The following is a 23,429-nucleotide window of genomic DNA, read 5'->3' on the forward strand; positions in this document are numbered from 1 at the left end:
GGTGTAACACACTCAGTTTGCACTCAAATGAGAGGTTATTCCCTTGAGCAAGAAAAACAAGAAATCCCCCATCCAACCGACGCGGATAAAACGCAAGAAGTCGGATGTCATCAAAGATAAGGCCCCGACCCGCAAACCTGCCACCCCAAAATCCGAGGCCCCCAAGCCCGGCGAAGAATTGCCCGACATCATCGAGGCACTGACCAATCAGGGCGGAAACGCCGGACTGTTTGGTGACGGCACTGGCATGACCGGGCCCAACCCCTCGGACATTCCCCAGACACTTCCTGTCCTGGCCGTCCGCGACATTGTAGTTTTCAACTACATGATTCTACCACTATTTGTCGGCCGCGAAAAATCGGTTCAAGCGGTTGACGCCGCACTTTCTGGAGATCGCTATATTCTCATCCTGACGCAAAAGGACGAGGCCGTAGAAGATCCGACAGAAGACGAACTATATATGACCGGTACTGTGGGCATGATCATGCGCATGCTGAAAATGCCCGACGGACGACTGAAGGTTCTGGTCCAAGGTCTGGCACGCGCCAAGGTCCAACGGTTCACAACCAACGAGCCTTATCATATCGCCGAACTGGAACCACTCATGGAACCTGAGACCGGCACCCTTACCGCGGAACAGGAAGCACTTGTCCGTTCTTCACGCGAGCAATCTGAAAAAATTCTCACCCTGCGCGGCATCTCTGCACAGGACATCATGTCAGTCCTGAACAATGTGTCCGAACCGGGCAGACTGGCCGATCTGATTGCCTCCAATTTGCGCATGAAAGTGGATGCCGCACAGAAAATTCTCGAATGCCATGATCCCATGGAACGCCTTGAGCTGGTGAATAAACAGCTGCTCAAGGAAGTAGAAGTGGCGAGCATGCAGAACAAGATCCAAACCATGGCCAAAGAGGGCATGGATAAAGCGCAGCGTGATTTTTATCTCCGTGAACAACTCAAAGCGATCAAACGCGAATTGGGTGATGAGGGAGACGAATCTGAAGAAATGGACGGGTTGCGCAAAAGCATTGGCGCCTCAGGCATGCCGAAAGACGTCATGAAAGAAGCATTCAAGCAGCTCCGCCGTCTGGAAGCCATGCATGCCGAATCTTCTGAAGCGACCGTCATCCGCACCTATCTTGACTGGATGACGGAACTGCCGTGGAAAAAGACTTCACGCGACCGTCTGGATATCAAAAAAGCCGAAACAATCCTGAACGACGATCACTACGATCTCGAAAAGGTGAAGGAACGCATTCTTGAATACCTAAGCGTTCGTAAACTCAATCCCAAGATGAAAGGCCCGATATTGTGTTTCGTGGGTCCTCCCGGTGTGGGTAAAACCTCGCTTGGTCGCTCCATCGCACGAAGCTTGGGCCGCAAATTCCACCGTATGTCCCTTGGCGGCATGCGCGACGAAGCGGAAATTCGTGGTCATCGCCGGACCTACATCGGGGCCATGCCCGGACGTATCATCCAGGCCATCAAACAATGCGGCACCCGAAATCCGGTGATCATGCTGGATGAGATCGATAAGCTCGGCTCGGATTTCCGAGGCGACCCGTCATCTGCCCTGCTGGAAGTGCTTGACCCGGAACAGAACTTCACATTCACAGACCACTATCTGAACGTGGCCTTTGATCTGTCCAAGGTCATGTTCATCTGCACGGCCAACATGCTCGATTCCATTCCCGGTCCGCTTCTGGACCGCATGGAAGTCATCCGCATTCCCGGTTACACTGAACAGGAAAAGACCGTCATCACCCGCCGGTACATCCTTCCTCGCCAGATTGGTGAAAACGGTCTCAAGGAAAAGGAATTGACGATCAGCGACAAGTTGATCAGCAAGGTGGTACGCGAATACACCCGTGAAGCCGGACTGCGTAACGTGGAACGCGAAATCGGCACCTTGTGCCGCAAGATGGCCCGCAAAAAAGCCGAAGGCGAAAAAGGACCATTCAAGGTCACGGCCAAGAATCTGTATACATTGCTCGGACCACCGCGTTTTTTGGACGACGAAAAGGAAACCACCCTGCCTCCGGGCGTTGCGGTCGGTTTGGCTTGGACTCCCTATGGCGGCGAAATCCTGCACATTGAAGTGACAACCATGCCCGGTAAAGGCAAACTCACCTTAACAGGCAAACTCGGTGACGTGATGAAGGAATCGGCTCAGGCCGCTCTGTCCATCGCCCGCACCATGGCCGATACCTACGGCATTGATCCAGGCTTCTCGGACAAACTTGATATTCACGTCCACGTCCCGGCAGGAGCAACGCCCAAGGACGGCCCTTCTGCTGGTGTTACACTGGTGACCGCGCTCATCTCCGCCCTGACCAATACTCCGGTCTGCCCGGACTTGGCCATGACCGGCGAAATCAGCCTGCGCGGACGAGTCCTGCCAGTCGGCGGCGTCAAAGAAAAAATCCTTGCAGCCGTATCTCGCGGTATGACAAAGGTGCTCATTCCAGCTCAAAACAAAAAGGATTTGAGTGAAATTCCAGACGAACTACGCAAACGGATTAAGATCGTACCCATCGAAAAAGTAGATCAAGTCTGGCCACAAGCAAAAAAATGCTAAACAAATCCTCTCAAGATTAATTAAAAGCCCCGGCGCACATGCACCGGGGCTTTTTTCCATCAAAAACGGTTTCCTATCCTAATTCCTTTTACATCCCGACAATATCCCTTCCGGGAAGCCACAGGTCTTCCTTCGCTTTATCTTCTTTACGCACACTCAACTCTCGAGCTGTTTCCTGCGCGGTCTCATCATGAATGAAAGCCGCCTCACCCAACACTTCTGCCCGTCGGGCCACACCATCCGGCACCGGAGGCTTACCATATCGCATCCTGAGCCGAGCACTGTCGGCCAACGCCATAACCAATACCACCAGATCACGGGCCACTGGCAGCACCGGATTCAAATCAAAGCATGACACCAGCGCGTTCATGCAGTCCCACCACTGGCCCTGTTCATAATAGGCCCGAGCCAGATTGTAATAGAGATGGTCATCGACCTGCGTAAAAACCAAACCACGCCTATAACAAAGGACTGCGCCTTCGTAATGCCGGACCTTGCGAAGGCGAATACCGAAATCATTGAACAGAAACTGATCCCTGCCAGCATACTCAGTTGTCAACCTGAGCAATTCGCGAATAAAGACACGCGCCCGTGAAAGTTTGCGGGCCTTGATATACTTGAGGGCAATGCCAAATAGACCGCGCACATTGGCTTGATCTATGCGCAAAATGGACCGGCGATCACCGATCATCTGAAAGTCATGTTCTTTGGCCGCAGTCAACAACCGCTCCTCGAAAACCGCGACCTCTGGCGAATAATACGTCAGCAACTCACTGAGAGGGATGATTGCTTCGGTTCCGAAAGGCAAAAAATCGCCGTCCGCACCACGCACACCAAAAGAGACTTCGTCCATCTGGCGAACAAGCCAATAATGCTTTTGTCCCTGACCGCGCAACGTTGTCGCCCGGCTGAGCAAATGTGTTCTCTGAGTAGAGAAAATACAACAAACATAATCGAAACCGTCATGTCGCTGCTTGGTATATAACTGTCCCCTGCCATCTAGGGAGACATACGAATCCTGCCTCATGGGAATCCCTTACAAGGCTGCGACGTGCCCGACCTATCACCCCACCGAGCATCTTCCCCTGATGCAAAGCGAGTCTTCATGATGTGGCCGAACACGGTGCTACCAGCCTTGTGCATTGAGCATTGGGCTCCCGCGACACCAACCGCGTTCATTAATTAGAGAGAGATAGTTCCGGCAATTGCCAAAAAACACTCCATCCCTCAACCTTCTTTCTTATCGGAGGAGAATAAAACCGGCTTTAGGGGTCTGAAATAAGAAATCGAACGAGTTTCAATAACGCACTTGAAACACAGAAATTCTCATCAACTATTTGTCACTGCCATGCTTTTTCAATTCCACGACGCCGACAGCACCTGACCGAGCTCTTCCGGGTTCAATACCCATGACTACCGGTTCTTCATCAAGCTTCAACTTACCGGAATCGACGGTCAATATCTGCCGCGCCCGCGATGCAATATGCGGCGGTACAATAGGCTTGCCATACCGACCGAGCAGTGAATGATCCTGATCCAATCCCACAATCATCTCAAGAAGGCTGCGCGTCATCTCCAGCTCCGGGTTGAGCCTATGTGAGAGAACAAGATATTCCAGACACCCGTCCCAATCATTGTTCTCGTAATGAACGCGAGCCAAATTGTAATAGAGATTTTCATCGTCACCAACAAATTCCAGAGCCCGACGAAAATAAACCATGGCATCCGGATACATGCCGCTTTTCCGCAGGGCTATACCGAGGTCGTTAAAAAGGAACTGATCCTTGCCGTCAAAATCAGCCTTGACCCGCACAAGTTGATCAAGCAATTCTCTGGCCCTGTCAGGTTCATGGCGAGAGAGATAAATCAAACTCAGCCCAAACAGAGACAAGAAACCACTGGCGTCAACACCTTTCACCTCGTCCGGGCTAACATTGGCCGCAACAGCCATGGCCGGAAGGACCAATTCCTCAAAATAGGACAACTCCGGCGTATAGTTGCTGACCAGATCCTGCATTGTGATGGACTCAGGGTCGCCGATTGGCACGTGAATATCATTAATCATTCGACCAGAAAATTCTTCTCGGTCCACTTGTTCAACATACCAGAAATTCTGACTGGCATGTGTTCGTTGGCTGGCTCCCATGCCCATCTTCACAGGGCGAGTGGTCGAGAATGCGCACCGAAGCATACCGCCGCGAGACATATACTTCCAACCGGAAGGAGGCTTGGGGGCACCTTCATCATCAAGGGTACTGGCAAGATCAAGAGCAAAAAAGTCGTCGTTCATGATACTCACTAAATACTCCGACAAAATTCATGGAACAACACCCCAAAGGGGACCTCTACTATTTTATATTCTCCCATTAGACGTGCTGGCTGTAAAGGATTGTTTTTAGCTCTCGAGACTAGACATAACAGCATCACGACTTACCATTCCCTCTGCACATTGCCAGTCAAGCCCTTTTCGGATATGGAATCCCTCTGTCGGGCGAACTCGGCAAAAAACACCATTTCGGAGCATGTCATGCCCATATTTGAATACAAATGCAGTGATTGCGGCCACGAATTCGAAGAACTCGTCTTTGATCGGGATGAATGTCCTCCCTGCCCCAAATGCCAATCAGAAAAAACCGGCAAACTCATGAGTGCGGTCCGCTCCAAGATCGCTGGCGGCGCTTCCGCCCCTGAATCCGGCGGCGGCGATACAGACGCTGGTTCCAGTTTTTCATCTTCGTCTCCCTGTTCAGGCTGCTCCGGCGGCGACTGCTCCAATTGCGGTTAACTTTTTTCTCACCAGAAGGTTTCCAATGAAAACATTGACTATCGCCACCAGAGGGAGCGAACTCGCTCTTTGGCAGGCCGACCACATCAAGGATCGACTTGAAGCCCAATACCCCGACTTGACTGTCGAACTGCTCAAAATCAAAACCAAGGGCGACAAGATTCTCGACGTACCGCTGGCTAAAGTCGGCGGCAAAGGACTCTTTGTCAAAGAGATCGAAGAAGCCATGCTTGATGGCCGCGCCCAACTTGCAGTCCACTCAATGAAAGATGTTCCCACCAAGCTGCCTGAAGGCCTTGAAGTAGATATCATCACCGAACGCGGAGCATCCACCGACACCCTGCTGTCTGTCAAATACGACGGTCTCAAAGGGCTGCCCGAAGGTGCCGTCGTCGGCACATCAAGCCTGCGCCGCCAATCTCAGCTTGCCGCTCTGCGTTCCGATCTCAAAATCGAATCCCTACGCGGTAACCTCAATACTCGTATCCAAAAATTGCTGGATGGTAATTTCGACGCCATCGTCGTCGCCACAGCAGGTCTTGAACGACTGGGAATCTCCGCACCCAAAAGAGAAGAACTCGGACCGCCTGAATTTCTACCCGCCGTGGCACAGGGCGCACTCGGCATCGAGTATCGCACCGACAACACCGAGTTGATCGAAATGCTCCAATTCCTCGACCACGCTCCCACCAAGATGCAGGTCATGGCCGAACGCGGCTTCCTGACCGGTCTTGACGGCGGTTGTCAGGTTCCCATCGCAGCATGGTCCGTTTTGGATGGCGACTCTATCCATCTGACCGGCTTCGTGGCTGACGTGGACGGCTCCCGCCCCATCCGCATGGAGATCGAAGGCAAAGCCAAAGACGCATGGGACATGGGCATGGAATTAGCCGATCAGGTCAGCAAAGCCGGTGGCAAAGAAATCCTCGATGAAGTTTATAATCGCGTATCCTAGCACTGAAACGGCCGCTTTTAGCGGCCTTTTCATAAAAACATTTCACACTATAAGCCTATGAAAAAACTTACAGGAGTCCGTCTCCCGGGGGAACGTAAGCTCCGTGACCCGACAAATCCCCTAAAGGTTTCCTTCGGAAAGCCGATAAAGAAAGCATATAACATATTCAACACCCCTCTCAAGGAGGTACGAATCATGGAAGTTGCTGGATTTGAAACACAGGGCGCGAATTTGACGGATCAGGTTAAGAATATCCGCAAGGTCAGGCTCCAACGTGAGGTTCTGGAAAACCCGGAAATGGCTCGTCAGCTCGTCAAGGTTGAAGCCACCGGCACCTACAACGCCAAGGGAGACGTCATACAGGCTGTCACCGGAGATCTCGGCGATGCATAGGTTTGTGAACGATTCTCCAAAAAAATAGGCTGGACGCTTTGTCCAGCCTATTTTTTTGGAGAATCGTTCAGACACGGCTTCCGATAGCGGCCCATCTCCGTCGTTGGAAGGCGCGAGTCAATCCTCACCGTAGCCAGGCTACGCCTCCGGTTGCCTCGAGCCTTCCGCCTAGGAGCTGAACCACTCTCGAAAGCCTCACTTCACCGGGGGGAAGAGCCGTTGTTGGGATGCTTTGCATCCCAAAGCACTCCATTTCAAAAAGAAAGAAGGCACGGCGCTTTGCTGGTGCCTTTTAAGAAAAGAGATGAATTCGGTGGTAAAAATGAATTGTACAAAAAAACGACAGCAAAATCATATCTAACCAACAAACCTTGTTGACTCTTCTGTGTGATACAAAAATCATCTTATACTATACACGACCATCAAACGGCATCGCCGAAGGCGCTACAAAAAGTTTGGGAAGAAAGATGGGATGGGGGGCTGGGGGAAGGAAAGAGGGAGAACCCTTCTCAAAGGATTTCCCTCTTTCCTTCCCCCAGACGTTGGAAACAACTCTACACGTCAGATTCAGCGACACCGGCGTCTGCAAAAGTTGCCATATCGTTAAACATATTGGCGGCACTGCGAACGAGAAACATAGCACAGGCCGCGCCGGTTCCTTCGCCGAGTCGAAAACCGAGATCAAGATAGGGCTTCAGCTCCATGGCTTTGACTGCGGCGGCATGGCCGGGTTCTGCGGAAGCATGACTGATAATACTATATTCTCGCACCGTGGGACAAATCTTCCAGGCGGCAAGATAGGCAGCGGTAGAAATAAATCCATCCACGCACACAAGCTGACGGTTCTTTGCTCCACCGAGAATAAGACCAGTCAAAGTCGCGATTTCCAATCCACCAAGTGCGGCTAAAATACCAACGGCATCACCGGACTTAACAATATCGGAATTTGCGGCAAGGCCCTTGTGAACAACGTTTGCCTTAGAAATAACGCCATCTTTGTCAAGGCCAGTTCCGGGACCAGTCATGGATTCAGGCTCAAGCCCAAGATACGCACAATAAAGAGCGGTGGACGGCGTGGTGTTGGAAATACCCATGTCGCCGGTACCAAGAACTTTTATGCCCTCTTCATGGGCACGATCTGCCAACGAAATACCAAGATTAAGCGCCTGCACACACTGCTCATGCGTCATGGCCGGCCCTTCTGCCAAATTGGCCGTCCCCTCTGCCACTTTGGCCTGGATCAGGCTGGGATGCTCATCATATTTCCCCCCGCAACAACCAGCGTCCACGACATACAACTGTGCGCCAACAGTTTCAGCCAGGACATTGATTCCTGCTCCATTATTCAAGAAATTCAGCACCATTTGCCTGGTCACTTCCTGAGGAAACACACTGACACCTTCAGCATTCACACCGTGATCACCGGCCACGGTGTAGATGCGCATGGGGTCAACCGAAAGCTTTTGACCTTCTTGAATAAGATAAAGCTGCAACGCCAATTCTTCCAGACGACCAAGGCTTCCTTGCGGCTTGGTCAAATTATCGAGATGGGCCTGTCCCTGTTTGGCAAGGGCTTGATCAACTGGCTCTATGGCAGCCAAAGCTGCTTTAAAAAACGTATCCATAACACTCTTCCTTATCTATTTTTTCGTGTCCGCGAGGGATACCTTGTCCAAGCCACCCTGTAAACCGCCGAAGGCCTATATTGCTGTAGAATGGGAACCATGATAGCTAAAGCTCAATGCTTTTCACGCACAAATCCAACCCGTTCCAGACACAATTATGAACAAGGAACTTTGCATCGTTCACGCCAATTGTCAGGGCGCCCCACTTATCGAAAGACTTGAGACCTGCCCGGAATTTGCTGACAGGTACGAATGTCGGCTCTTCACCAACTATGTTCGAGAGCCTCTCCCCGACGATATTTGGAAAAACTGCACCCTGTTTTTATATCAATTTCTCGGACCCAATTGGGATGAACTGGCGTCAGAAACACTGCTTACCAAACTTTCAGACAATGCTCGTTCCTTATGCATCCCCAACATGTTCTTCACAGGCTATTGGCCGACATGGTCAAATAAAACCGGATTCGATTACCGTTGTGAACATCTGGATACACTGGTCGCTCTCGGACTTCCGGCAGAGGAAACAGTCATCCTCGCCTTGCACGCAAACATTGCCGCTAAATACGACCTCCCTGCACGCCTTGCACAGACCTTTGTACAAGAAGAAAGCCGGGAAGCGCACACGCCGATCACATACAGTCATATCATCCGAGAAAGTTACAAGGACACCAGACTATTCAACACAATCAACCACCCCGGCCCGATGCTCATGAATCATGTAGCCAAAGGAGTGCTCAAGGAATTGGGTTTCACGCCGCCAAACGATACCATATTAAACTCGCTGGGTGATCCGTTCCCGGAATGTGAGCTACCCATTAACCCCAAGGTAGCCGCTACGCTTGGGTTGTCCTTTGGCGGACCTGAGCAGAAATACGAAATTTACGGAGGGAAAATGGCCTTCGCCCGATGGGTCACACACTACATCAGTGCCCGAAAGGCGAACGTGACTGACTTTATCGGCTATCTCCAAGGCGTTCACAAACCATAAAGCGATCACGCGCACTGTCCGATAGGAATATACAGGCCATCACGGAGGAAGGTCATGTATATAAAATTGGACAACACTCACATTTCAGGCGGGTACTCCTTTGAAATGCACCTCAAGGAAGTGGTGCAGGAGCAGGCAAGCCAAATTCTCGGCGACTTCATCGAGTTGTCGGAAGAGGCCATTGCAGCATTCAAGGAAGCTGCCATCGAACCGATCAAAAACGGCACATTTTCGCTTGAGCACATGGAATCGCGTATTCAAACCGTGCGCTCGGAAATCGCCGATGTCTGGAACTCCGCACTGCCCGACGACGAAAAATATCGTCAGATTTCATCTAAAGAAAACGAGATAGCCCTGTTGCAGGCCGGACAATATACATTCGCCAAAGCAGGATTCTCGAAAAGCGTCTAAACAGCATCGCATACATCAAAAAAAGCGCACCGTGTTTATACACAGTGCGCTTTTCTTAATTCTTTATATCTCTGCTCTCACACATGCCCCGCAGCCGACGCTTCAGTATGTGAAGATGCGGATTGACCGCAGCAACGACGCAATCGGCCGCTTATCGAAGCTTCGGCGGTCCGAGGACGATCATCTCGGCTATGGTGTGATCCACTTTTGGCAGTTGGCGCAAATTCTTGCCCACGAACTGCATCTCAAGCATGACAAGATCCTTGTAAAGCGGAGTGCGATCCACTACGGGCGGAGTGTCCATGCCCTCGGTGAGTTCCTGACAGCGATAACATCCGGGAAAACGAATTTCCTGTCCTGTGGGTTTGACGAGCATATTGGGTACACCGTGCATACGACAAATCATGAGGCGGTGCTTGTACAGTCCACAAATGCCCTGATTCTCGTCGATATTCAACGGGCACATAATGTGCGGACGTTGACCGCGAGCCAGAGTCATCTGCCCCTGTTCCACATATTCCTGCGCCTTGGCTTTGATGGCTTCCAAACGATCTGCGGGGAGCTGGTTCAGCCCTTCCCACATATACGCCCATTCAACATAGGTATGATGCTGAAAAAAGGAGAGACAACAGTTGTCGGTACAGCCGTCACATTTCATATCAATGGTTTCCGCTACATCATTGTAACGATCAACCATCTTGTCATATATGGCGGCGAGCTTCCGAAAAGCCGCCTTGGGAGTCAATTTTTTCATGCGAAATCCACGTGTTCGAGAATAAGATCCACGCTCTCTTCAGGCGTATGCTCAACAGTACCAACCACGATGTCAGCGGCGGCACGGTACAGTGGCTCCCGTTCGTTGTAAAGGTCCTGCATGGTCTTACCGGGAGCGATGGCAAGCCCTCGATTCTCTGCATTTCCCACACGCTCGACAAACGTGGTTTCATCAATGTCGAGCAACACGACAGGTCCAAGCTTTTTAAGCCGTCCCATCGCCTTGGAACCATAGATAACACTGCCACCCGTTGAAATAACCGTCCGGGTCAGGTTCAATTCAGAAACCAGATGCTCTTCGATGCGCAAAAATTCATCCAGACCATACCTGTCGAGGATTGCCTGCAACGGCATGGCATAATAAGATTCGAGATAACGATCCGTATCGAGCTGTCCCCAGCCAAGTCGCTCGGCCAAAAGAGTGCCCAACGTGGACTTTCCCGCCGAGGCCATGCCCACTAATGTGATGCACGGCAACGGAATGGGGTCACGCTCCAAAGGAGTAAAAGCCATGATTAATCGCCCCGCACTAAGCAGACTTTGTCTTCATCGTCGCGCTCAACCACGAGCACGTTGACGTGCTCGTCACCCAGCGTATCGACTCGCTTGCCCACATAGTCCGCCTGAATAGGCAACTCACGGTGACCTCGATCAACCAGCACCAGCAGTTCAACCTGTTTGGGACGCCCATAATCAAGGATGGCTTCCAGCGCGGCTCGAACAGTACGACCGGAATAAAGCACATCGTCAACCAATACGATGGTGCGCCCTTCCACATCGTAGCCAATCTCAGAGCAATTGATGGTCGGAGCCAGTTCCAAATTGGTAGTCCAATCGTCGCGGTACAGGTTTATATCTAGCTTGCCCAACGGGACCTTGCGCCCAAGACGTTCATCCAGCAATTTTTTCAACCGCTCGGCAAGATCGGCTCCACGTCGCTGAATGCCAAGGATGGCCACGGTTTCGTCGTCACCATGCCGTTCATAAATTTCAAAGGCCAGACGCTCAAGCGTCCTGCTCATTTCCCTGTCGGATAATATGGTCCCGCATTCTTTCATTGTGGTGGCCTCGCATACGTTTTTTTGGCTGTTCTCGGAATGGTGGAAATTAGCTCATACCAACGGGGTGGTCAACATCGAGTGCAGATAATCTGCAACTTTCGATTTGACAATTACTCCTATTAACCTTACCTCTTCCTTTCTCGACCACATTTAGGAGGAAATTAACATGTTCGAAGTTACAGAAGCTGCCCAGAAGCAGCTTGAAGGCTACTTCCAGGACAAAGACGCATCTCCCATTCGCGTCTATCTCGCAGCCGGTGGCTGAGCAGGCCCTCGCCTGACTCTGGCTCTGGATGAGCCTAATGATAAAGACGAAGTTTTCGAGGCCGCTGGTTTGACCTTCCTTGTTGACAAGGAATTGAGCAAAGAAACCGGCAATATCAAGATTGACATGACCTACTACGGTTTCGTGGTTGAGTCTGAAAATCCTGTTGGCGGCGGCGAAGGCGCCAGCTGTGGATGCTCTTCCGCTGGTTCCTGCGAGTCTAACGGCTCCGGTGGCTGCGGTTGCTAATGCAGCGATAAGTCGTCTTTACGACATTGCTTTCAAGGCCCGGACCTTTGCGTACAAATAGACGCAATGGTCCGGGCTTTTTTACGCCCTTACAGAGACTCAACAACCCTTCTAATAATTTATCATCCCTTCTTCTTTCAAAGAATAATACTCCCGCCTTTTTTCGGCTGATATGCTCATCCCCTGTCGGTTTCTATTTAAATCCAAACAATTTGGATAATTAAATAAAAGAAATTATTCACTAAAGGAGAAAGCCAATGTCAAAGAAAAAACTAACGAACAATTTCGGCGCTCCAGTCGCCGATAACCAGAATGTGATGACCGCCGGACCACGGGGACCACAACTTCTGCAAGATGTATGGTTTCTTGAAAAACTTGCCCATTTTGACAGAGAAGTAATTCCTGAGCGCAGAATGCACGCCAAAGGATCAGGCGCATACGGCACATTCACCGTGACCAAGGATATCACACAATACACTAAGGCGAGCATTTTCGCGGAAGTAGGAAAGAAAACCGACATGTTTGCTCGTTTCTCCACTGTCGCCGGAGAACGTGGCGCGGCAGATGCGGAACGCGATATTCGTGGCTTTGCTCTGAAATTTTACACGGATGAAGGCAACTGGGATTTGGTAGGAAACAACACGCCTGTTTTTTTCCTGCGTGACCCGCTCAAATTCCCAGACCTCAATCACGCCGTTAAGCGCGACCCGCGCACCAATATGCGAAGCGCAAAAAACAACTGGGACTTCTGGACATCGCTGCCCGAAGCTCTGCATCAGGTCACCATAACGATGAGCGATCGTGGCATCCCACAATCATACCGCCATATGCACGGATTCGGCAGTCACACTTTCAGCTTTATCAACGCTAACAACGAAAGATTCTGGGTCAAATTCCATTTCCGGTCGCATCAGGGCATCAAGAACATGACCGATGAAGAGGCTACCAAAACAGTTGGTATGTGCCGTGAAAGTCATCAACGAGATTTATACGACACTCTTGAACAAGGCGATTTCCCCAAATGGACACTCAGTGTCCAGATCATGCCGGAGAAAGAAGCCGCTACCTACAAGCACAACCCCTTTGATCTAACAAAAGTCTGGTACCACGGGGACTATCCCTTGATTGAAGTCGGTGAAATGGAGCTGAATCGTAACCCTGAGAACTACTTTGCGGAAGTGGAACAAGCCGCTTTCAACCCGGCGAGCATTGTTCCTGGCATTGGCTTCTCCCCCGACAAGATGCTCCAGGGGCGCCTGTTCTCCTATGGAGATGCACAACGCTACCGCCTCGGCGTCAATCATCACCTGATTCCAGTTAACGCTGCCAAATGCCCTGTCCATGGCTACCACCGGGACGGTGCAATGCGTGTGGATGGTAACTATGGTGACACCCTTGGCTATGAGCCGAACAGCTATGGAGAATGGCAGGAGCAACCGGAACACAAAGAACCGCCGCTTGAACTGGATGGCGCGGCATACAACTGGGATCACAGAGAGGACGAAGACTATTACACCCAGCCCGGCAAACTGTTCAGACTGATGTCACCTGATCAACAAAAAGTCCTCTTTCAGAACACGGCCAGTGCAATGGGTGATGCCCCGGAAGAAATCAAACAACGCCATATCGGCAACTGCATGAAAGCTGACCCCAACTATGGGAAAGGCGTGGCAAAAGCCTTGGGACTGACTCCGAAATGCATCGATTAGTCCAATAATCCTTGAATAATAGGGAGTGGCTTTGCACCAAAGCCACTCCCTATTATCTATACAATTTATAGACAAAATCTTTTTGAGAGTCGCAACAAAGCACAATTTTGCATACAAAAAAAAGGCCCTTACCTCTTTACAGAGACTAATTCCTACTTATTTGGTTTCAAACACATCAACTCTCAGGAGAGACCAATGATTAACGTAACCGAATCTGCACAGAAAGAATTGACCACATATTTTGCCGACCGCGAAGTTCAGCCCATCCGTGTCCATCTGGCCGACGGAGGCTGCTCCGGCATGAGACTTTCATTGGCTTTGGACGAAGTTCGTGACGGAGATAAATCCGTCGAGCACGCCGGCTTTACTTTCCTCATCAATGAAGAATTGGCCGAGGCCTCTGGAACCGTCTCCATCGACATGACTGACTACGGTTTCGCCATCGATTCCGAAAATCAGATCGGCGGTGGTGGATGCGGCAGTTGTGGTGGTGGATGCGGCCAATAGACAACACCAAATCAAACAAAAAAGCCCGCACAAGCGGGCTTTTTTTTATATCTTACGCCACACATCTTATCACTCAAAAAATATCCAACCATCAGACCAACACCGTGCCTTCTTCTTCAATCTCAACGGGAGCACTTTGGGATGCAAAGCATCCCAACAGCGGCTCTCCTCCCCGACACAATAAGGGACATGAACAATCCCTCTTCAAAGAAACATCCCCGACACCTCAAGGCTTTCGAGAGTGGTGCAGATGTGCATTTTCTCGGGCCAAATCAACCACAGTCGTAGCCTAGCTACGGCGAGGATTGATTTACGCCCGAAAAATGTGCAGATGCGCCGCTATCAAAAGCCGCCACCCACCCAAAAAAATCAAAGGGGCAGTGCTCGCTTGGCACCGCCCCACTCGATTAGGACCGCAACCCGGCTAAAAGCCGGTTTAATAGAAAGTCCTCTCATCGACGAGCCGGGGCGTGTCTTCCGGGAATGTCCCGGGCGCGCAGGTTTCGACGACTGGTTTTAATTTCATCACCGACTGAAAATCGGCGCAGAACTTTTCTTTATCCAATGGAGTAGCAGTTTCCACTACCACCACAAGGGAGTCCCTGCCTTTATCATTCTTTACCTGAATCTGCCAGCACGAAACATCAGGATACTTCGCGAAAACAGCCATGGCCTGTTCGGGATAAATGAATTGTCCCTTGACCTTGGCCGTATCATCGGCACGCCCCTTCCAGCCCGTGAGTTTCCGGGCCGTCCGCCCGCATTCGCACAGAGAGGAATCGATGGAAGACAGGTCTCCCGTAGCCAGACGCACCAACGGATAATCAGTGAAAAAAGGCGTCACCACGACCTCACCGAGTTCGCCGTCAGGCAAAGGTTCACCAGTTGCCGGGTCGCAAATTTCCACATGCCGGTAATTGGACAGGTGCATCCCTCCCAATTCCATGCACTCATAGGCGATACATCCCACATCCGCCGTACCGTAGCCTTGGCGGACGGTTATACCAAACATGTCCTCGACTTCTGCTCGAAGCATCTCGGACAGTGGTTCGGCGGCGACATAGGCTTTTTCAAGCGAAAAATCTTCACGCAGATCAAACCCTGCTGCCTGCGCTTTCTGGCCTATCACTTTGAGATAACTGGTCATGCCCACAAACGCTGTGACCGGCAATTGCATCAAGAACTCAATCTGCTTGGCTGTATTGCCCGGCCCAGCCGGGACCACGCCGCAACCAATATCCCGAAGCGGCTCCTCAAGCATCAATCCAGCGGGGGTCATATGATAGGAAAATGTCATCTGCGCGAGATCGCCGGGCCTGAATCCGGCAGCAAAAAAGCCCTCACTCCACGCCCAATAATCAGGGTCCATGCCTTCCGGGTCAAAAATGGGGCCGGGGGACTGATAGATACGCGACAACTGACCGGGTTTGCAGTTTAGGAACCAGCCAAGGCCATATTCCTTCTGCCATTGGATGACATCCCGTTTTCTGAGCGGAGGGATTTTTCCATAGTCGTCCCAATTCTTGAAATCACGGGCACACGCACCCATGGTTTCCAGACGCGCCTGAAATTCACCGGACGACTGTTCGGCCTCAAGCAGCACTTCTCGTACGCCCTTCCACTTCCGTTTCATCCGCTTTTCACGCGGCTCAGTCTCATATTCGCTGTAGTACATTTGAAGATGCCTCCGGCGGCCAAGGGGGAAACTCTTTGAAAAGGGTTCTCCCCCTTGGAACCCCCTTCCTAAACTTTTTGTCGCTACGCCGCTGACAGGTCATACCAAAGAGAAAAGAAAATAAAGCGGCGTAAAAATCAGTCTAAAAATACAGTCTTTTCCTTTTACGACAGATCTAAAAATATTTCTAGCAAATCAACAATCTCTCACCAACCAAAGCACCTTGGATGCTCCAGCATCCAACAGCGCCCCCCCCCATCACACCTGAAGGTTGTTCAGAGTGGGGTAGATGTGCATTTTCTCGGACGGAATTTAACCGGAGGCGTAGCCTAGCTACGTTAAGGATTAAATGAAGTCCGAAAAATGTGCAGATACCCCGCTATGGACAGCCGTCACCCAAGCCAACGCTTACGACGGCGATAATGCTTTACATCCCGATAAGATCGTTTGTCGCCGCTCTTTCCCATGCCGAGATAAAATTCCTGCACATCCGGGTTGTTAAGTAGCTCAGCGGCAGTGCCATCCATAACGACCCGACCATTTTCCATAATGTACGCCTGTTGAGCCACGGACAGGGCCGCGCGAGCGTTCTGTTCCACCAACAGGATGGTCACGCCTTCTTCGGCGTTGATCTTCTTGATGATGTCAAATATTTCTTCCACCAGTAGTGGCGCCAAACCGAGGGATGGCTCGTCAAGGAGAAGCAAGTCGGGTTTCGCCATGATGGCGCGACCAATGGCACACATCTGTTGTTCGCCGCCGGACATATAGCCCGCAAGTTGCTTGCACCGTTCCCGAAGCCGAGGGAAATAGTCATACACTTTTTCCATGGACGTGTTGATCTCGGAGCGTGGCCGGGTAAATGCGCCACATTTGAGATTCTCTTCCACGGTCAGATCTTCGAAAATACGGCGCCCTTCCATAACCTGAAAAACACCCTTCCTGACAATCTTCTCGGGGATGGTTCCTTGAATCGGCTCATCCTTGTAGAGGATAGTGCCGTCCGTGACTTCGCCGTCTTCGGTTTCCAGCAGGCCGGAAATGGCCTTCAAGGTAGTCGATTTGCCCGCGCCATTTGCTCCGAGCAAAGCCGTGATTTCTCCCAATGGACAAGCCAGGGACAAGCCTTTCAACACGAGAACGACGTCATTGTAGACGACTTCCAGATTTTCAACCTTCAGTACGTTATTCAAGGGGTACTCCCGCGATATGGCCGAAGGCGATTGAAACCGCCCTCGGTCTTTTTCTATTTCTTCAAAAATTGTTTAAAAACCGGACTAGGTAGGCGCAAAACAAAATCAGGATCGAAGCGTAGTCTTCCTACGTGAGAGTCTGAATTTGCTGAAGCAACGACGCCAGCCCGGTTTTTTCAACAGTTTTTAATGTCCCAGCCAGTCGGCTCGACGGTTCAGGATTTCCTCTTTTACGAAGGTCAACTTGCCATCTTTGATGACGTACAGAAACACAGCCATATTCGGACGGTGATCATCCGGGAAGTAGGAAATCAACGGAGCTAAACCCATAGGATCAAAGTCACGCAGGGTTTCAAGAGCCGTCTTGAGAGACTCGCCTGTCACCGGACCATTAGCATTCGCACGCTTGAGGCCCTCAGCCATGACCAATACGGAGACGAAACCGCGGGTATAGTGTGTCATCTGCGGCTTGTTGTCGGTAATTTCCATAATGGCCTTCATGCCTGGAACATCCTGTCCATAAACAGCGGCGGCCTGATTGGAATATGCGCCGTTGGCATCCTCTCCGGCCAACTTGGGCAGATTTTCATCAGAGCCCCAAATATTGGTGAAGAAGGTCGTATTCATACCAATATTCTTGGCGGACTTAAGAATGACTGATGTGGACGGGGTCGTTCCGCCTATCCAGCAGAAATCGGGAGCCAAGTCCTTGAGGGGTAACAGCTCAGTGGTGGCGTCAATAGCCTTGAGCGAGACATTGGCTTCACCCACGATATCGTAACCGAGTTCTTCGGCGTAGGCCTTGGCTCCAACAATGGGAGCCAAACCGTAAGGATGGTCGGGATAGATAAAGGCAATCTTGGGTGCGCCTTCACCCTTCCAATTTTCATGAAAATACTTGATGGCAGCACGGGCCTGCGTGGAATAATCTGCCGCTATGAAAAAGTTGTAAGGAGCCTTTTTCGGGTCGGTCAAATGCGCGGAATAGGATGCCGAAAGATCAGGGACCTTGTCCTTAGCCAGATTACGGATCAGGGCTTCGGTCACAGCCGATCCATACCCTTGGATGCAGACAACCTTGTCGGTGTTGACCATCTTCTTATACAGGGAAAGTCCTTGCTGAACATTATAGGCAGTATCCTGAAGATTCAGTTCGATCATACGACCATCGATACCACCATTTTCGTTGACGTACTTGACTCCGCCCTTGATGCCTTCTGCATAGGGAGCACCCACGGACGACGTGGGACCGGACAGATCGATGAGGCCACCCACTTTGATGGGGGAAGCGTCGTTGGTTGAAGTTTCAGCCGAGTTCTTGTCTTCGCCTCCGCAGCCAAACAGCATCAGCCCAGCCAAAAGCGTGATGCAGACCGCAGTTATGATTGTACCTACCCTCATAGTCATTCTCCTAAGGGATTAAGGTTGACACGTCCCTCCACTGTGAACGAGACGTCATTTCTATTTTCAACCCGCGTTTCGCGGGATTATGCCTAATGAGCAAACGGATACAACTTCCAATATGCCTTGGCCAAACGCCAACGGTTTGCCAATCCTTCCGGTTCAAAAATCAGGAATAGAATAAGGACCAATCCGAACACACCTTCGCGCAGGGCCACAAGGTGCTGAGCGATGTCAGGGAAATAAGCGCCCACACCGTTCGCCACGATATTGAGAACCTCCGGGAGGAGCACGATGAATATGGCACCGAACACAGAACCTATGACCGACCCCAACCCGCCGATAATGATCATGGCGAGATAGGAAATGGACAGCCCTATGTTAAACTGCTCAGCAGAAATATACCCCGTGTAATGCCCCCACAGCCCACCGGCCACACCCGCTAAGAATGAACTGACGCCGAACGCGATGAGCTTGTACCAAAACAGGTTCACACCCACTATTTCAGCCGACAGATAAAAATCCCTGATGGACACAAAAGCACGTCCATACTTAGACCGCATGATATTTGACACCATGAGCAGGCTGGCAGCAGTAAAGGCGAAAAGCAGATAGTACATCCGGCCCTCGGTATCAAAACTGAAGCCAAACATCTGCGGAGGATCGAGCAACAACCCATTGGACCCGCCGGTTAACACTCCACCGTGCAGAAACACATATTCAAGCACCAACTGGGCCGCCAACGTTGCGATAGCAAGATAAATACCCTTGAGCCTAAGCGATGGGACACCAAACACCATGCCGACCATGGCCGTAATCAGACCTCCGGTCAAAATAGCCAACGGAAATGGAACGCCGTGTAAGGAGCATTGTCCCGCTGCGTAAGCACCCACACCAATGAATGCACCATGACCGAGAGAAATCTGCCCGCATACGCCGGTCAACAAGTTAAGGGACACCGCGCCGATGACCGAGATAAAAATCAAGTTCATGACGGATGTCGTAAAGACATCGAGTACCAATGGGGCAACACACAGGGCCGCAACAAGCAGGCCGATCATGAGTTTTTGGAAACCGGATTGAAAAATCCGAGCTTCGCCGCGATAGGAGGTGAAAAAGAGACCGCATTTGCCTTGCATGACTAAACCCTCTCGATCTCTTTGGTCCCGAACAGACCGTATGGCTTGATCATTAAAATAATGACCAAAATGATGAAGGCCGCAACCTCTCGGAAACCACCCAGACCGAACAACTGCCGCGCCGCTCCATCACACACATTTTCAAGCACACCAATAATCAACCCGCCAAGTGCCGCGCCAAGCAGGGAATCCAGCCCGCCGAGAATCACCGCCGGGAAAACTTTCAGTCCAAGATGACCAATGTGGGAGTTGATACCGTTGATATTGCCAAGAATGACACCGCCCACAGAAGACACGACGCAGGCGATGCACCAACTCATGGCAAAGATATTTTTGATACCAATCCCCATAGATTGCGCGGCTTGTTGGTCAAATGCCGTGGCACGCATGGCAATCCCTGTCCGTGAGTATTTAAAGAAAACCGAGAATATGGCGAACAGGACTGCAGAGAGCACAAAGGCAGCGATATAGACAGGAGCCACGGGCAAACCTGCGATCACGATCGGTTCACTCGGCAACACCTGCGGATACACCTTGATCTGGGTTCCCCAAAAAAGTTGTACCAATGACTTGAGCACGGAACTCATGCCCACTGTAACCATGATAACCGAGATATGTTCCTCGCCAATGAGTGGCCGCAGGACCATACGTTCGATGGCAAGCCCGAGCAGGACTGAAAATCCCAGAGTGATAAAGAATGCCCAGATAAACGGGATGTTAAACTGTACGGTCAACGCGAAGCACATGTATGCCCCGACCATGACCAGTTCACCCTGTGCGAAGTTCACGACCTTTGTGGCCTTGTAAATAATGACGAACCCCAGGGCGACCAAGGAATAGATCCCGCCGACCACCAATCCATTGACGATGAGTTGCAGATAATATTCCATGTTACGCCTCCATGTCTTCTATGCGGATATCGCCACACATCTCTCGCACCCGGCCATCCTGATACGTAATTTCAGTTTCCAGATTCACTGCGCATGCATCGGTATAAAGTGATTCGATCAACGCACCATACCGCTCGTTGATAGTTGACCGCCGCACTTTGCGGGTTCGGGTCAACTCACCATCGTCAGGGTCCAATTCCTTGTAGAGCAGACAAAAACGCTTGATCTGCGTCTCTCCGGGGAGCGAATCATTAGTCTTCGCAATCTCTGCTTTGATGAGCGCGTAGACTTCTTCCTTGGCTGCCAAATCCTGATACGTGGTATATGTGATCATCTGAGTCTCAGCCCAATGACCCACGATAGCCATATCAATGCACAAAATTGCGGCCACATAGTCACGCCCGCCGCCCAACACAACGGATTCTCGCAAAAACGGAGAGAACTTGACTTTGTTCTCCAAAAATTGCGGCGAGAACTGGGTTCCATCATTGAGGTGCATAACATCCTTCAAACGATCGATGACCACCAGACGCCCGTTGTCGTCGAAGTATCCGGCATCCCCCGAAAGCAACCAGCCATCTCCGTTTACGGTCTCACGAGTGGCTTCCTCGTTCTTGTAATAACCAAGAAAAACCGCTGGAGATCGGGAAACAATCTCACCCTCATCCGTAATCTTCACTTCTGTTTCCGGAATGGGTGCACCCACTGAAGTAAAATCAACTTCGCCTTCCTTGTGGATGCAGGAAATACCTGCGATTTCTGTCTGGCCGTAAATCTGTTTGAGCCTGACACCGAGCGCATGGAAAAAACGGAAAATATCCGGGCCGAGAGCGGCGCCGCCTGTTGTTGCCGAACGCATACGGCTGAAACCAAGACGATCACGCAGGGCGCGAAACAACCCTTGGTCGGCAATAAAATACTTCAGCTTCAACCAAGCAGACGGAGTCTCTCCGGCAAACACGGTATCCACGTATTCATACCCGATGGGCAAAAACAAATTGTAGAGGAACCGCTTGAACTTCGTGGTCTCCATGATGTCGCCCTGCACTTTGGCAGCGATGGACTCATACACTCGAGGTGGAGAAAAGATGAAATGCGGCCCGATCTCGCGGGAGTCATTGGATGCTGTGTCCGGGTTCTCCGGGAAATTGACGCAAAAGCCGAACAGCAGGGCCGAGGCCACAGCCATCATCTGCTCGCCCATCCACGCCAGCGGCAAAAAAGACACGAACTCATCGGTTGCGCTCTTGGGGTCATACTTGCCCAAATTGTGCGCCATTGACAGCAGGTTGGCGTGTGAAAGTACTGCCAACTTGGGACGGCCAGTGGTGCCGGACGTTGTGGCGATCAATGCCGGATCATCCGGTTTGACCGCGCTGACCAGCTCTCTATATCGAGCCACGGCATCCTTGCAGCCTTCACGGCCCAGACGACGGACAGCCTTGAAATCCAACAGTCCGTCCACGTCCGCTTCATAGGCTTTGAGGCCTTTTGGCTCGTGGTAAATAATATGCTTAAGATTGGGCAGGTTTGCGCGGAATGAGAGCATCTTGTCGACCTGCTCCTGATCCTCGGCCACCACCAGTTTGCACTCAGTCAGTGCGAATATATACTCGATTTCTTCTGCGGGGGAGTCCTGATACAGACCCAGCGCAATGCCGCCCAGCCCCTGAATGGCAAGCTCTGCCCAGATCCATTCCGGGCGGTTGTCACCAATGAGAATAACAATGTCGCCCTTGCCCAGCCCGAAATGTTCGAGGCCGCACGCGAACTCCGCCGTCACTTTGAGATTCTTCTGCCAGGACACGGCCTGCCAGACACCCCACTCCTTTTCTCGCAGGGCAGTCTTTTCGCCGCGTTCCTCGGCCTGTTTGCACAGCAGTCGGGGCAACGTTGTCTTATATGGTTTTGCCATGAAATTTCCTTATTTTTTATCTCGGCCAAAGTGGCCGGACCTTCTGTCTTCTATCTCCCGGTAAATGTAGCTTCCTCGGTTCCTAGGTAGGCGGCGATGACATTCTTGTCCGCCTGCACTTCATCCGGCGTACCCTCGGCTAGCTTGGCACCAAAATCGAGAACAACGACCTTATCAGAGATGTCCATGACAACTCCCATGTCGTGTTCAACCAATAGGACGGTGACGCCCCATTCTTCGGCGATATCCAAGATATATCTGGCCATGTCCTCGGTTTCTTCGAGGTTCATGCCAGCCATCGGCTCATCCAGAAGGATAAGCTTGGGTTCGGCGGCTAGTGCACGTCCGAGTTCCACCCTTTTCTGCACACCGTAGGGAAGGCGTCCCGCGTGTTGGTGCCGATAGGGGGATAGGTTAAGAAAATCGATCACATCTTCCACGCGGCGACGATGCCTGTCCTCAGTACGGACGGCTTTGCCCCAGTAGAAAATGGACGATAGCAAACCATAGTTGATCTGACTGTGTCGCCCGACCATAAGGTTGTCCAGCACGGACAATCCCTTGAACAAGGCGATGTTTTGGAATGTCCGCGAGAGCCCCAATTCCGTACGCTTGTGCGCGGGAAGGGACAGCAGACATTCGTCGTCTAATGAAATCTTGCACGGTCCGCTGGCTCCGCCATCGGGAATGTAGCGACCGCTGATGCAGTTGAGCATGGAGGTTTTGCCGGCACCGTTTGGACCAATGAGGGACGCAATGGTCCCTTGTTCCACGGTGAACGACACCCCCATAAGGGCGGCGATGCCCTTGAAGGTGAGTGTTACGTCACTGACGTCGAGGTAAGCCATAATCCTGCAATTATGGTTGAGAGCAAACCCATCAAAACGACGTTTGCACGGCCTGGCGGTGAATT

At 51.4% G+C, this 23,429-nt stretch carries 22 protein-coding genes; 9 read left to right on the forward strand and 13 right to left on the reverse strand.

Annotated features, from left to right (window positions below; all coding sequences use genetic code 11):
- The first annotated feature begins 43 nt into the window (after window positions 1-43).
- Window positions 44-2,581: an endopeptidase La gene (lon, locus tag SYK_RS09370; protein WP_281759997.1), complete on the forward strand. Its 2,538-nt coding sequence runs from the start codon at window positions 44-46 to the stop codon at window positions 2,579-2,581.
- A gap of 88 nt (window positions 2,582-2,669) precedes the next feature.
- On the opposite strand, the gene SYK_RS09375 is transcribed toward lon, so the two are convergent.
- A complete protein-coding gene (locus SYK_RS09375) occupies window positions 2,670-3,608 on the reverse strand; it encodes a tetratricopeptide repeat protein (protein WP_281759998.1) in 939 nt (312 codons plus the stop codon).
- Between the two features lie 306 nt (window positions 3,609-3,914).
- Window positions 3,915-4,871, reverse strand: coding sequence for a tetratricopeptide repeat protein (locus tag SYK_RS09380; RefSeq protein WP_281759999.1), 957 nt, complete (start codon window positions 4,869-4,871; stop codon window positions 3,915-3,917).
- A gap of 237 nt (window positions 4,872-5,108) precedes the next feature.
- On the opposite strand from SYK_RS09380, the gene SYK_RS09385 reads away from it, so the two are divergent.
- From SYK_RS09385 to SYK_RS09395, 3 genes are all read left to right on the forward strand, one after another.
- Window positions 5,109-5,366, forward strand: coding sequence for an FmdB family zinc ribbon protein (locus SYK_RS09385; RefSeq protein WP_281760000.1), 258 nt, complete (start codon window positions 5,109-5,111; stop codon window positions 5,364-5,366).
- Between the two features lie 25 nt (window positions 5,367-5,391).
- Window positions 5,392-6,321 (forward strand): hydroxymethylbilane synthase, encoded by a 930-nt coding sequence (gene hemC / locus SYK_RS09390; protein ID WP_281760001.1) that lies wholly within the window; start codon window positions 5,392-5,394, stop codon window positions 6,319-6,321.
- A 195-nt stretch (window positions 6,322-6,516) separates the two neighbouring features.
- Entirely contained in the window at window positions 6,517-6,714 is a 198-nt protein-coding gene (locus SYK_RS09395; protein ID WP_281760002.1) for a hypothetical protein, read from the forward strand.
- 554 nt (window positions 6,715-7,268) lie between these two features.
- Here SYK_RS09395 and cobT read toward each other — a convergent pair.
- Window positions 7,269-8,339 (reverse strand): nicotinate-nucleotide--dimethylbenzimidazole phosphoribosyltransferase, encoded by a 1,071-nt coding sequence (cobT, locus tag SYK_RS09400; RefSeq protein WP_281760003.1) that lies wholly within the window; start codon window positions 8,337-8,339, stop codon window positions 7,269-7,271.
- A 157-nt stretch (window positions 8,340-8,496) separates the two neighbouring features.
- Between cobT and SYK_RS09405 the strand changes: the two genes are divergently transcribed.
- Both SYK_RS09405 and SYK_RS09410 read left to right on the forward strand, forming a co-directional pair.
- Window positions 8,497-9,327: a WcbI family polysaccharide biosynthesis putative acetyltransferase gene (locus tag SYK_RS09405; RefSeq protein ID WP_281760004.1), complete on the forward strand. Its 831-nt coding sequence runs from the start codon at window positions 8,497-8,499 to the stop codon at window positions 9,325-9,327.
- A gap of 54 nt (window positions 9,328-9,381) precedes the next feature.
- Window positions 9,382-9,738, forward strand: a complete 357-nt coding sequence (locus SYK_RS09410) for a hypothetical protein (protein ID WP_281760005.1) — start codon at window positions 9,382-9,384, stop codon at window positions 9,736-9,738.
- 151 nt (window positions 9,739-9,889) lie between these two features.
- Here SYK_RS09410 and SYK_RS09415 read toward each other — a convergent pair whose 3' ends face one another.
- Genes SYK_RS09415 through pyrR form a run of 3 tightly spaced genes read right to left on the reverse strand, consistent with a single transcriptional unit; the run spans window position 9,890 to window position 11,570 of the window.
- On the reverse strand, window positions 9,890-10,492 hold the full coding sequence (locus SYK_RS09415) for a hypothetical protein (protein WP_281760006.1): 603 nt from the start codon (window positions 10,490-10,492) through the stop codon (window positions 9,890-9,892).
- On the reverse strand, window positions 10,489-11,025 hold the full coding sequence (thrB, locus tag SYK_RS09420; RefSeq protein ID WP_281760007.1) for a homoserine kinase: 537 nt from the start codon (window positions 11,023-11,025) through the stop codon (window positions 10,489-10,491). Before thrB ends, SYK_RS09415 begins: the two co-directional genes overlap by 4 nt.
- 2 nt (window positions 11,026-11,027) lie before the next feature.
- On the reverse strand, window positions 11,028-11,570 hold the full coding sequence (gene pyrR, locus SYK_RS09425; RefSeq protein ID WP_281760008.1) for a bifunctional pyr operon transcriptional regulator/uracil phosphoribosyltransferase PyrR: 543 nt from the start codon (window positions 11,568-11,570) through the stop codon (window positions 11,028-11,030).
- A 169-nt stretch (window positions 11,571-11,739) separates the two neighbouring features.
- Here pyrR and SYK_RS09430 point away from each other — a divergent pair, with 169 nt between their 5' ends.
- The 3 genes from SYK_RS09430 to SYK_RS09440 all read left to right on the forward strand — a co-directional run bounded on the left by SYK_RS09430 (window position 11,740) and on the right by SYK_RS09440 (window position 14,303).
- Window positions 11,740-12,087: an IscA/HesB family protein gene (locus SYK_RS09430; protein ID WP_281760009.1), complete on the forward strand. Its 348-nt coding sequence runs from the start codon at window positions 11,740-11,742 to the stop codon at window positions 12,085-12,087.
- Between the two features lie 257 nt (window positions 12,088-12,344).
- A complete protein-coding gene (locus SYK_RS09435) occupies window positions 12,345-13,796 on the forward strand; it encodes a catalase (RefSeq protein ID WP_281760010.1) in 1,452 nt (483 codons plus the stop codon).
- 195 nt (window positions 13,797-13,991) lie between these two features.
- Window positions 13,992-14,303, forward strand: coding sequence for an IscA/HesB family protein (locus tag SYK_RS09440; RefSeq protein ID WP_281760011.1), 312 nt, complete (start codon window positions 13,992-13,994; stop codon window positions 14,301-14,303).
- A 436-nt stretch (window positions 14,304-14,739) separates the two neighbouring features.
- Here the strand turns inward: SYK_RS09440 and SYK_RS09445 are convergent, their stop codons facing one another.
- From SYK_RS09445 to SYK_RS09475, 7 genes are all read right to left on the reverse strand, one after another.
- The gene (locus SYK_RS09445) at window positions 14,740-15,978 is read right to left on the reverse strand and encodes a phenylacetate--CoA ligase family protein (protein WP_281760012.1); all 1,239 of its coding nucleotides are present in this window, start codon (window positions 15,976-15,978) and stop codon (window positions 14,740-14,742) included.
- A 392-nt stretch (window positions 15,979-16,370) separates the two neighbouring features.
- Entirely contained in the window at window positions 16,371-17,171 is an 801-nt protein-coding gene (locus tag SYK_RS09450) for an ABC transporter ATP-binding protein (protein ID WP_281760013.1), read from the reverse strand.
- 186 nt (window positions 17,172-17,357) lie between these two features.
- Window positions 17,358-18,572 carry an ABC transporter substrate-binding protein gene (locus tag SYK_RS09455; RefSeq protein WP_281760014.1) on the reverse strand — a complete coding sequence of 405 codons (1,215 nt, stop codon included), beginning with the start codon at window positions 18,570-18,572 and terminating at the stop codon, window positions 17,358-17,360.
- A gap of 92 nt (window positions 18,573-18,664) precedes the next feature.
- A complete protein-coding gene (locus tag SYK_RS09460; RefSeq protein ID WP_281760015.1) occupies window positions 18,665-19,711 on the reverse strand; it encodes a branched-chain amino acid ABC transporter permease in 1,047 nt (348 codons plus the stop codon).
- Between the two features lie 2 nt (window positions 19,712-19,713).
- A complete protein-coding gene (locus SYK_RS09465; protein WP_281760016.1) occupies window positions 19,714-20,601 on the reverse strand; it encodes a branched-chain amino acid ABC transporter permease in 888 nt (295 codons plus the stop codon).
- Between the two features lies 1 nt (window position 20,602).
- Window positions 20,603-22,516: an AMP-binding protein gene (locus SYK_RS09470; RefSeq protein WP_281760017.1), complete on the reverse strand. Its 1,914-nt coding sequence runs from the start codon at window positions 22,514-22,516 to the stop codon at window positions 20,603-20,605.
- A 50-nt stretch (window positions 22,517-22,566) separates the two neighbouring features.
- Window positions 22,567-23,364 (reverse strand): ABC transporter ATP-binding protein, encoded by a 798-nt coding sequence (locus SYK_RS09475; RefSeq protein WP_281760018.1) that lies wholly within the window; start codon window positions 23,362-23,364, stop codon window positions 22,567-22,569.
- Window positions 23,365-23,429: the final 65 nt, after the last annotated feature.

It is taken from the genome of Pseudodesulfovibrio nedwellii, from assembly GCF_027923765.1.
In the GTDB taxonomy this organism is placed as follows: domain Bacteria; phylum Desulfobacterota; class Desulfovibrionia; order Desulfovibrionales; family Desulfovibrionaceae; genus Pseudodesulfovibrio; species Pseudodesulfovibrio nedwellii.

Coding starts and splice junctions, on each gene's coding strand:
- SYK_RS09375 (WP_281759998.1), bottom strand. CDS start 3,608: ATGAGGCAGGATTCGTATGTCTCCCTAGATGGCAGGGGACAGTTATAT.
- SYK_RS09380 (WP_281759999.1), bottom strand. CDS start 4,871: ATGAACGACGACTTTTTTGCTCTTGATCTTGCCAGTACCCTTGATGAT.
- SYK_RS09385 (WP_281760000.1), top strand. CDS start 5,109: ATGCCCATATTTGAATACAAATGCAGTGATTGCGGCCACGAATTCGAA.
- hemC (WP_281760001.1), top strand. CDS start 5,392: ATGAAAACATTGACTATCGCCACCAGAGGGAGCGAACTCGCTCTTTGG.
- SYK_RS09395 (WP_281760002.1), top strand. CDS start 6,517: ATGGAAGTTGCTGGATTTGAAACACAGGGCGCGAATTTGACGGATCAG.
- cobT (WP_281760003.1), bottom strand. CDS start 8,339: ATGGATACGTTTTTTAAAGCAGCTTTGGCTGCCATAGAGCCAGTTGAT.
- SYK_RS09405 (WP_281760004.1), top strand. CDS start 8,497: ATGAACAAGGAACTTTGCATCGTTCACGCCAATTGTCAGGGCGCCCCA.
- SYK_RS09410 (WP_281760005.1), top strand. CDS start 9,382: ATGTATATAAAATTGGACAACACTCACATTTCAGGCGGGTACTCCTTT.
- SYK_RS09415 (WP_281760006.1), bottom strand. CDS start 10,492: ATGAAAAAATTGACTCCCAAGGCGGCTTTTCGGAAGCTCGCCGCCATA.
- thrB (WP_281760007.1), bottom strand. CDS start 11,025: ATGGCTTTTACTCCTTTGGAGCGTGACCCCATTCCGTTGCCGTGCATC.
- pyrR (WP_281760008.1), bottom strand. CDS start 11,570: ATGAAAGAATGCGGGACCATATTATCCGACAGGGAAATGAGCAGGACG.
- SYK_RS09435 (WP_281760010.1), top strand. CDS start 12,345: ATGTCAAAGAAAAAACTAACGAACAATTTCGGCGCTCCAGTCGCCGAT.
- SYK_RS09440 (WP_281760011.1), top strand. CDS start 13,992: ATGATTAACGTAACCGAATCTGCACAGAAAGAATTGACCACATATTTT.
- SYK_RS09445 (WP_281760012.1), bottom strand. CDS start 15,978: ATGTACTACAGCGAATATGAGACTGAGCCGCGTGAAAAGCGGATGAAA.
- SYK_RS09455 (WP_281760014.1), bottom strand. CDS start 18,572: ATGAGGGTAGGTACAATCATAACTGCGGTCTGCATCACGCTTTTGGCT.
- SYK_RS09460 (WP_281760015.1), bottom strand. CDS start 19,711: ATGCAAGGCAAATGCGGTCTCTTTTTCACCTCCTATCGCGGCGAAGCT.
- SYK_RS09465 (WP_281760016.1), bottom strand. CDS start 20,601: ATGGAATATTATCTGCAACTCATCGTCAATGGATTGGTGGTCGGCGGG.
- SYK_RS09470 (WP_281760017.1), bottom strand. CDS start 22,516: ATGGCAAAACCATATAAGACAACGTTGCCCCGACTGCTGTGCAAACAG.
- SYK_RS09475 (WP_281760018.1), bottom strand. CDS start 23,364: ATGGCTTACCTCGACGTCAGTGACGTAACACTCACCTTCAAGGGCATC.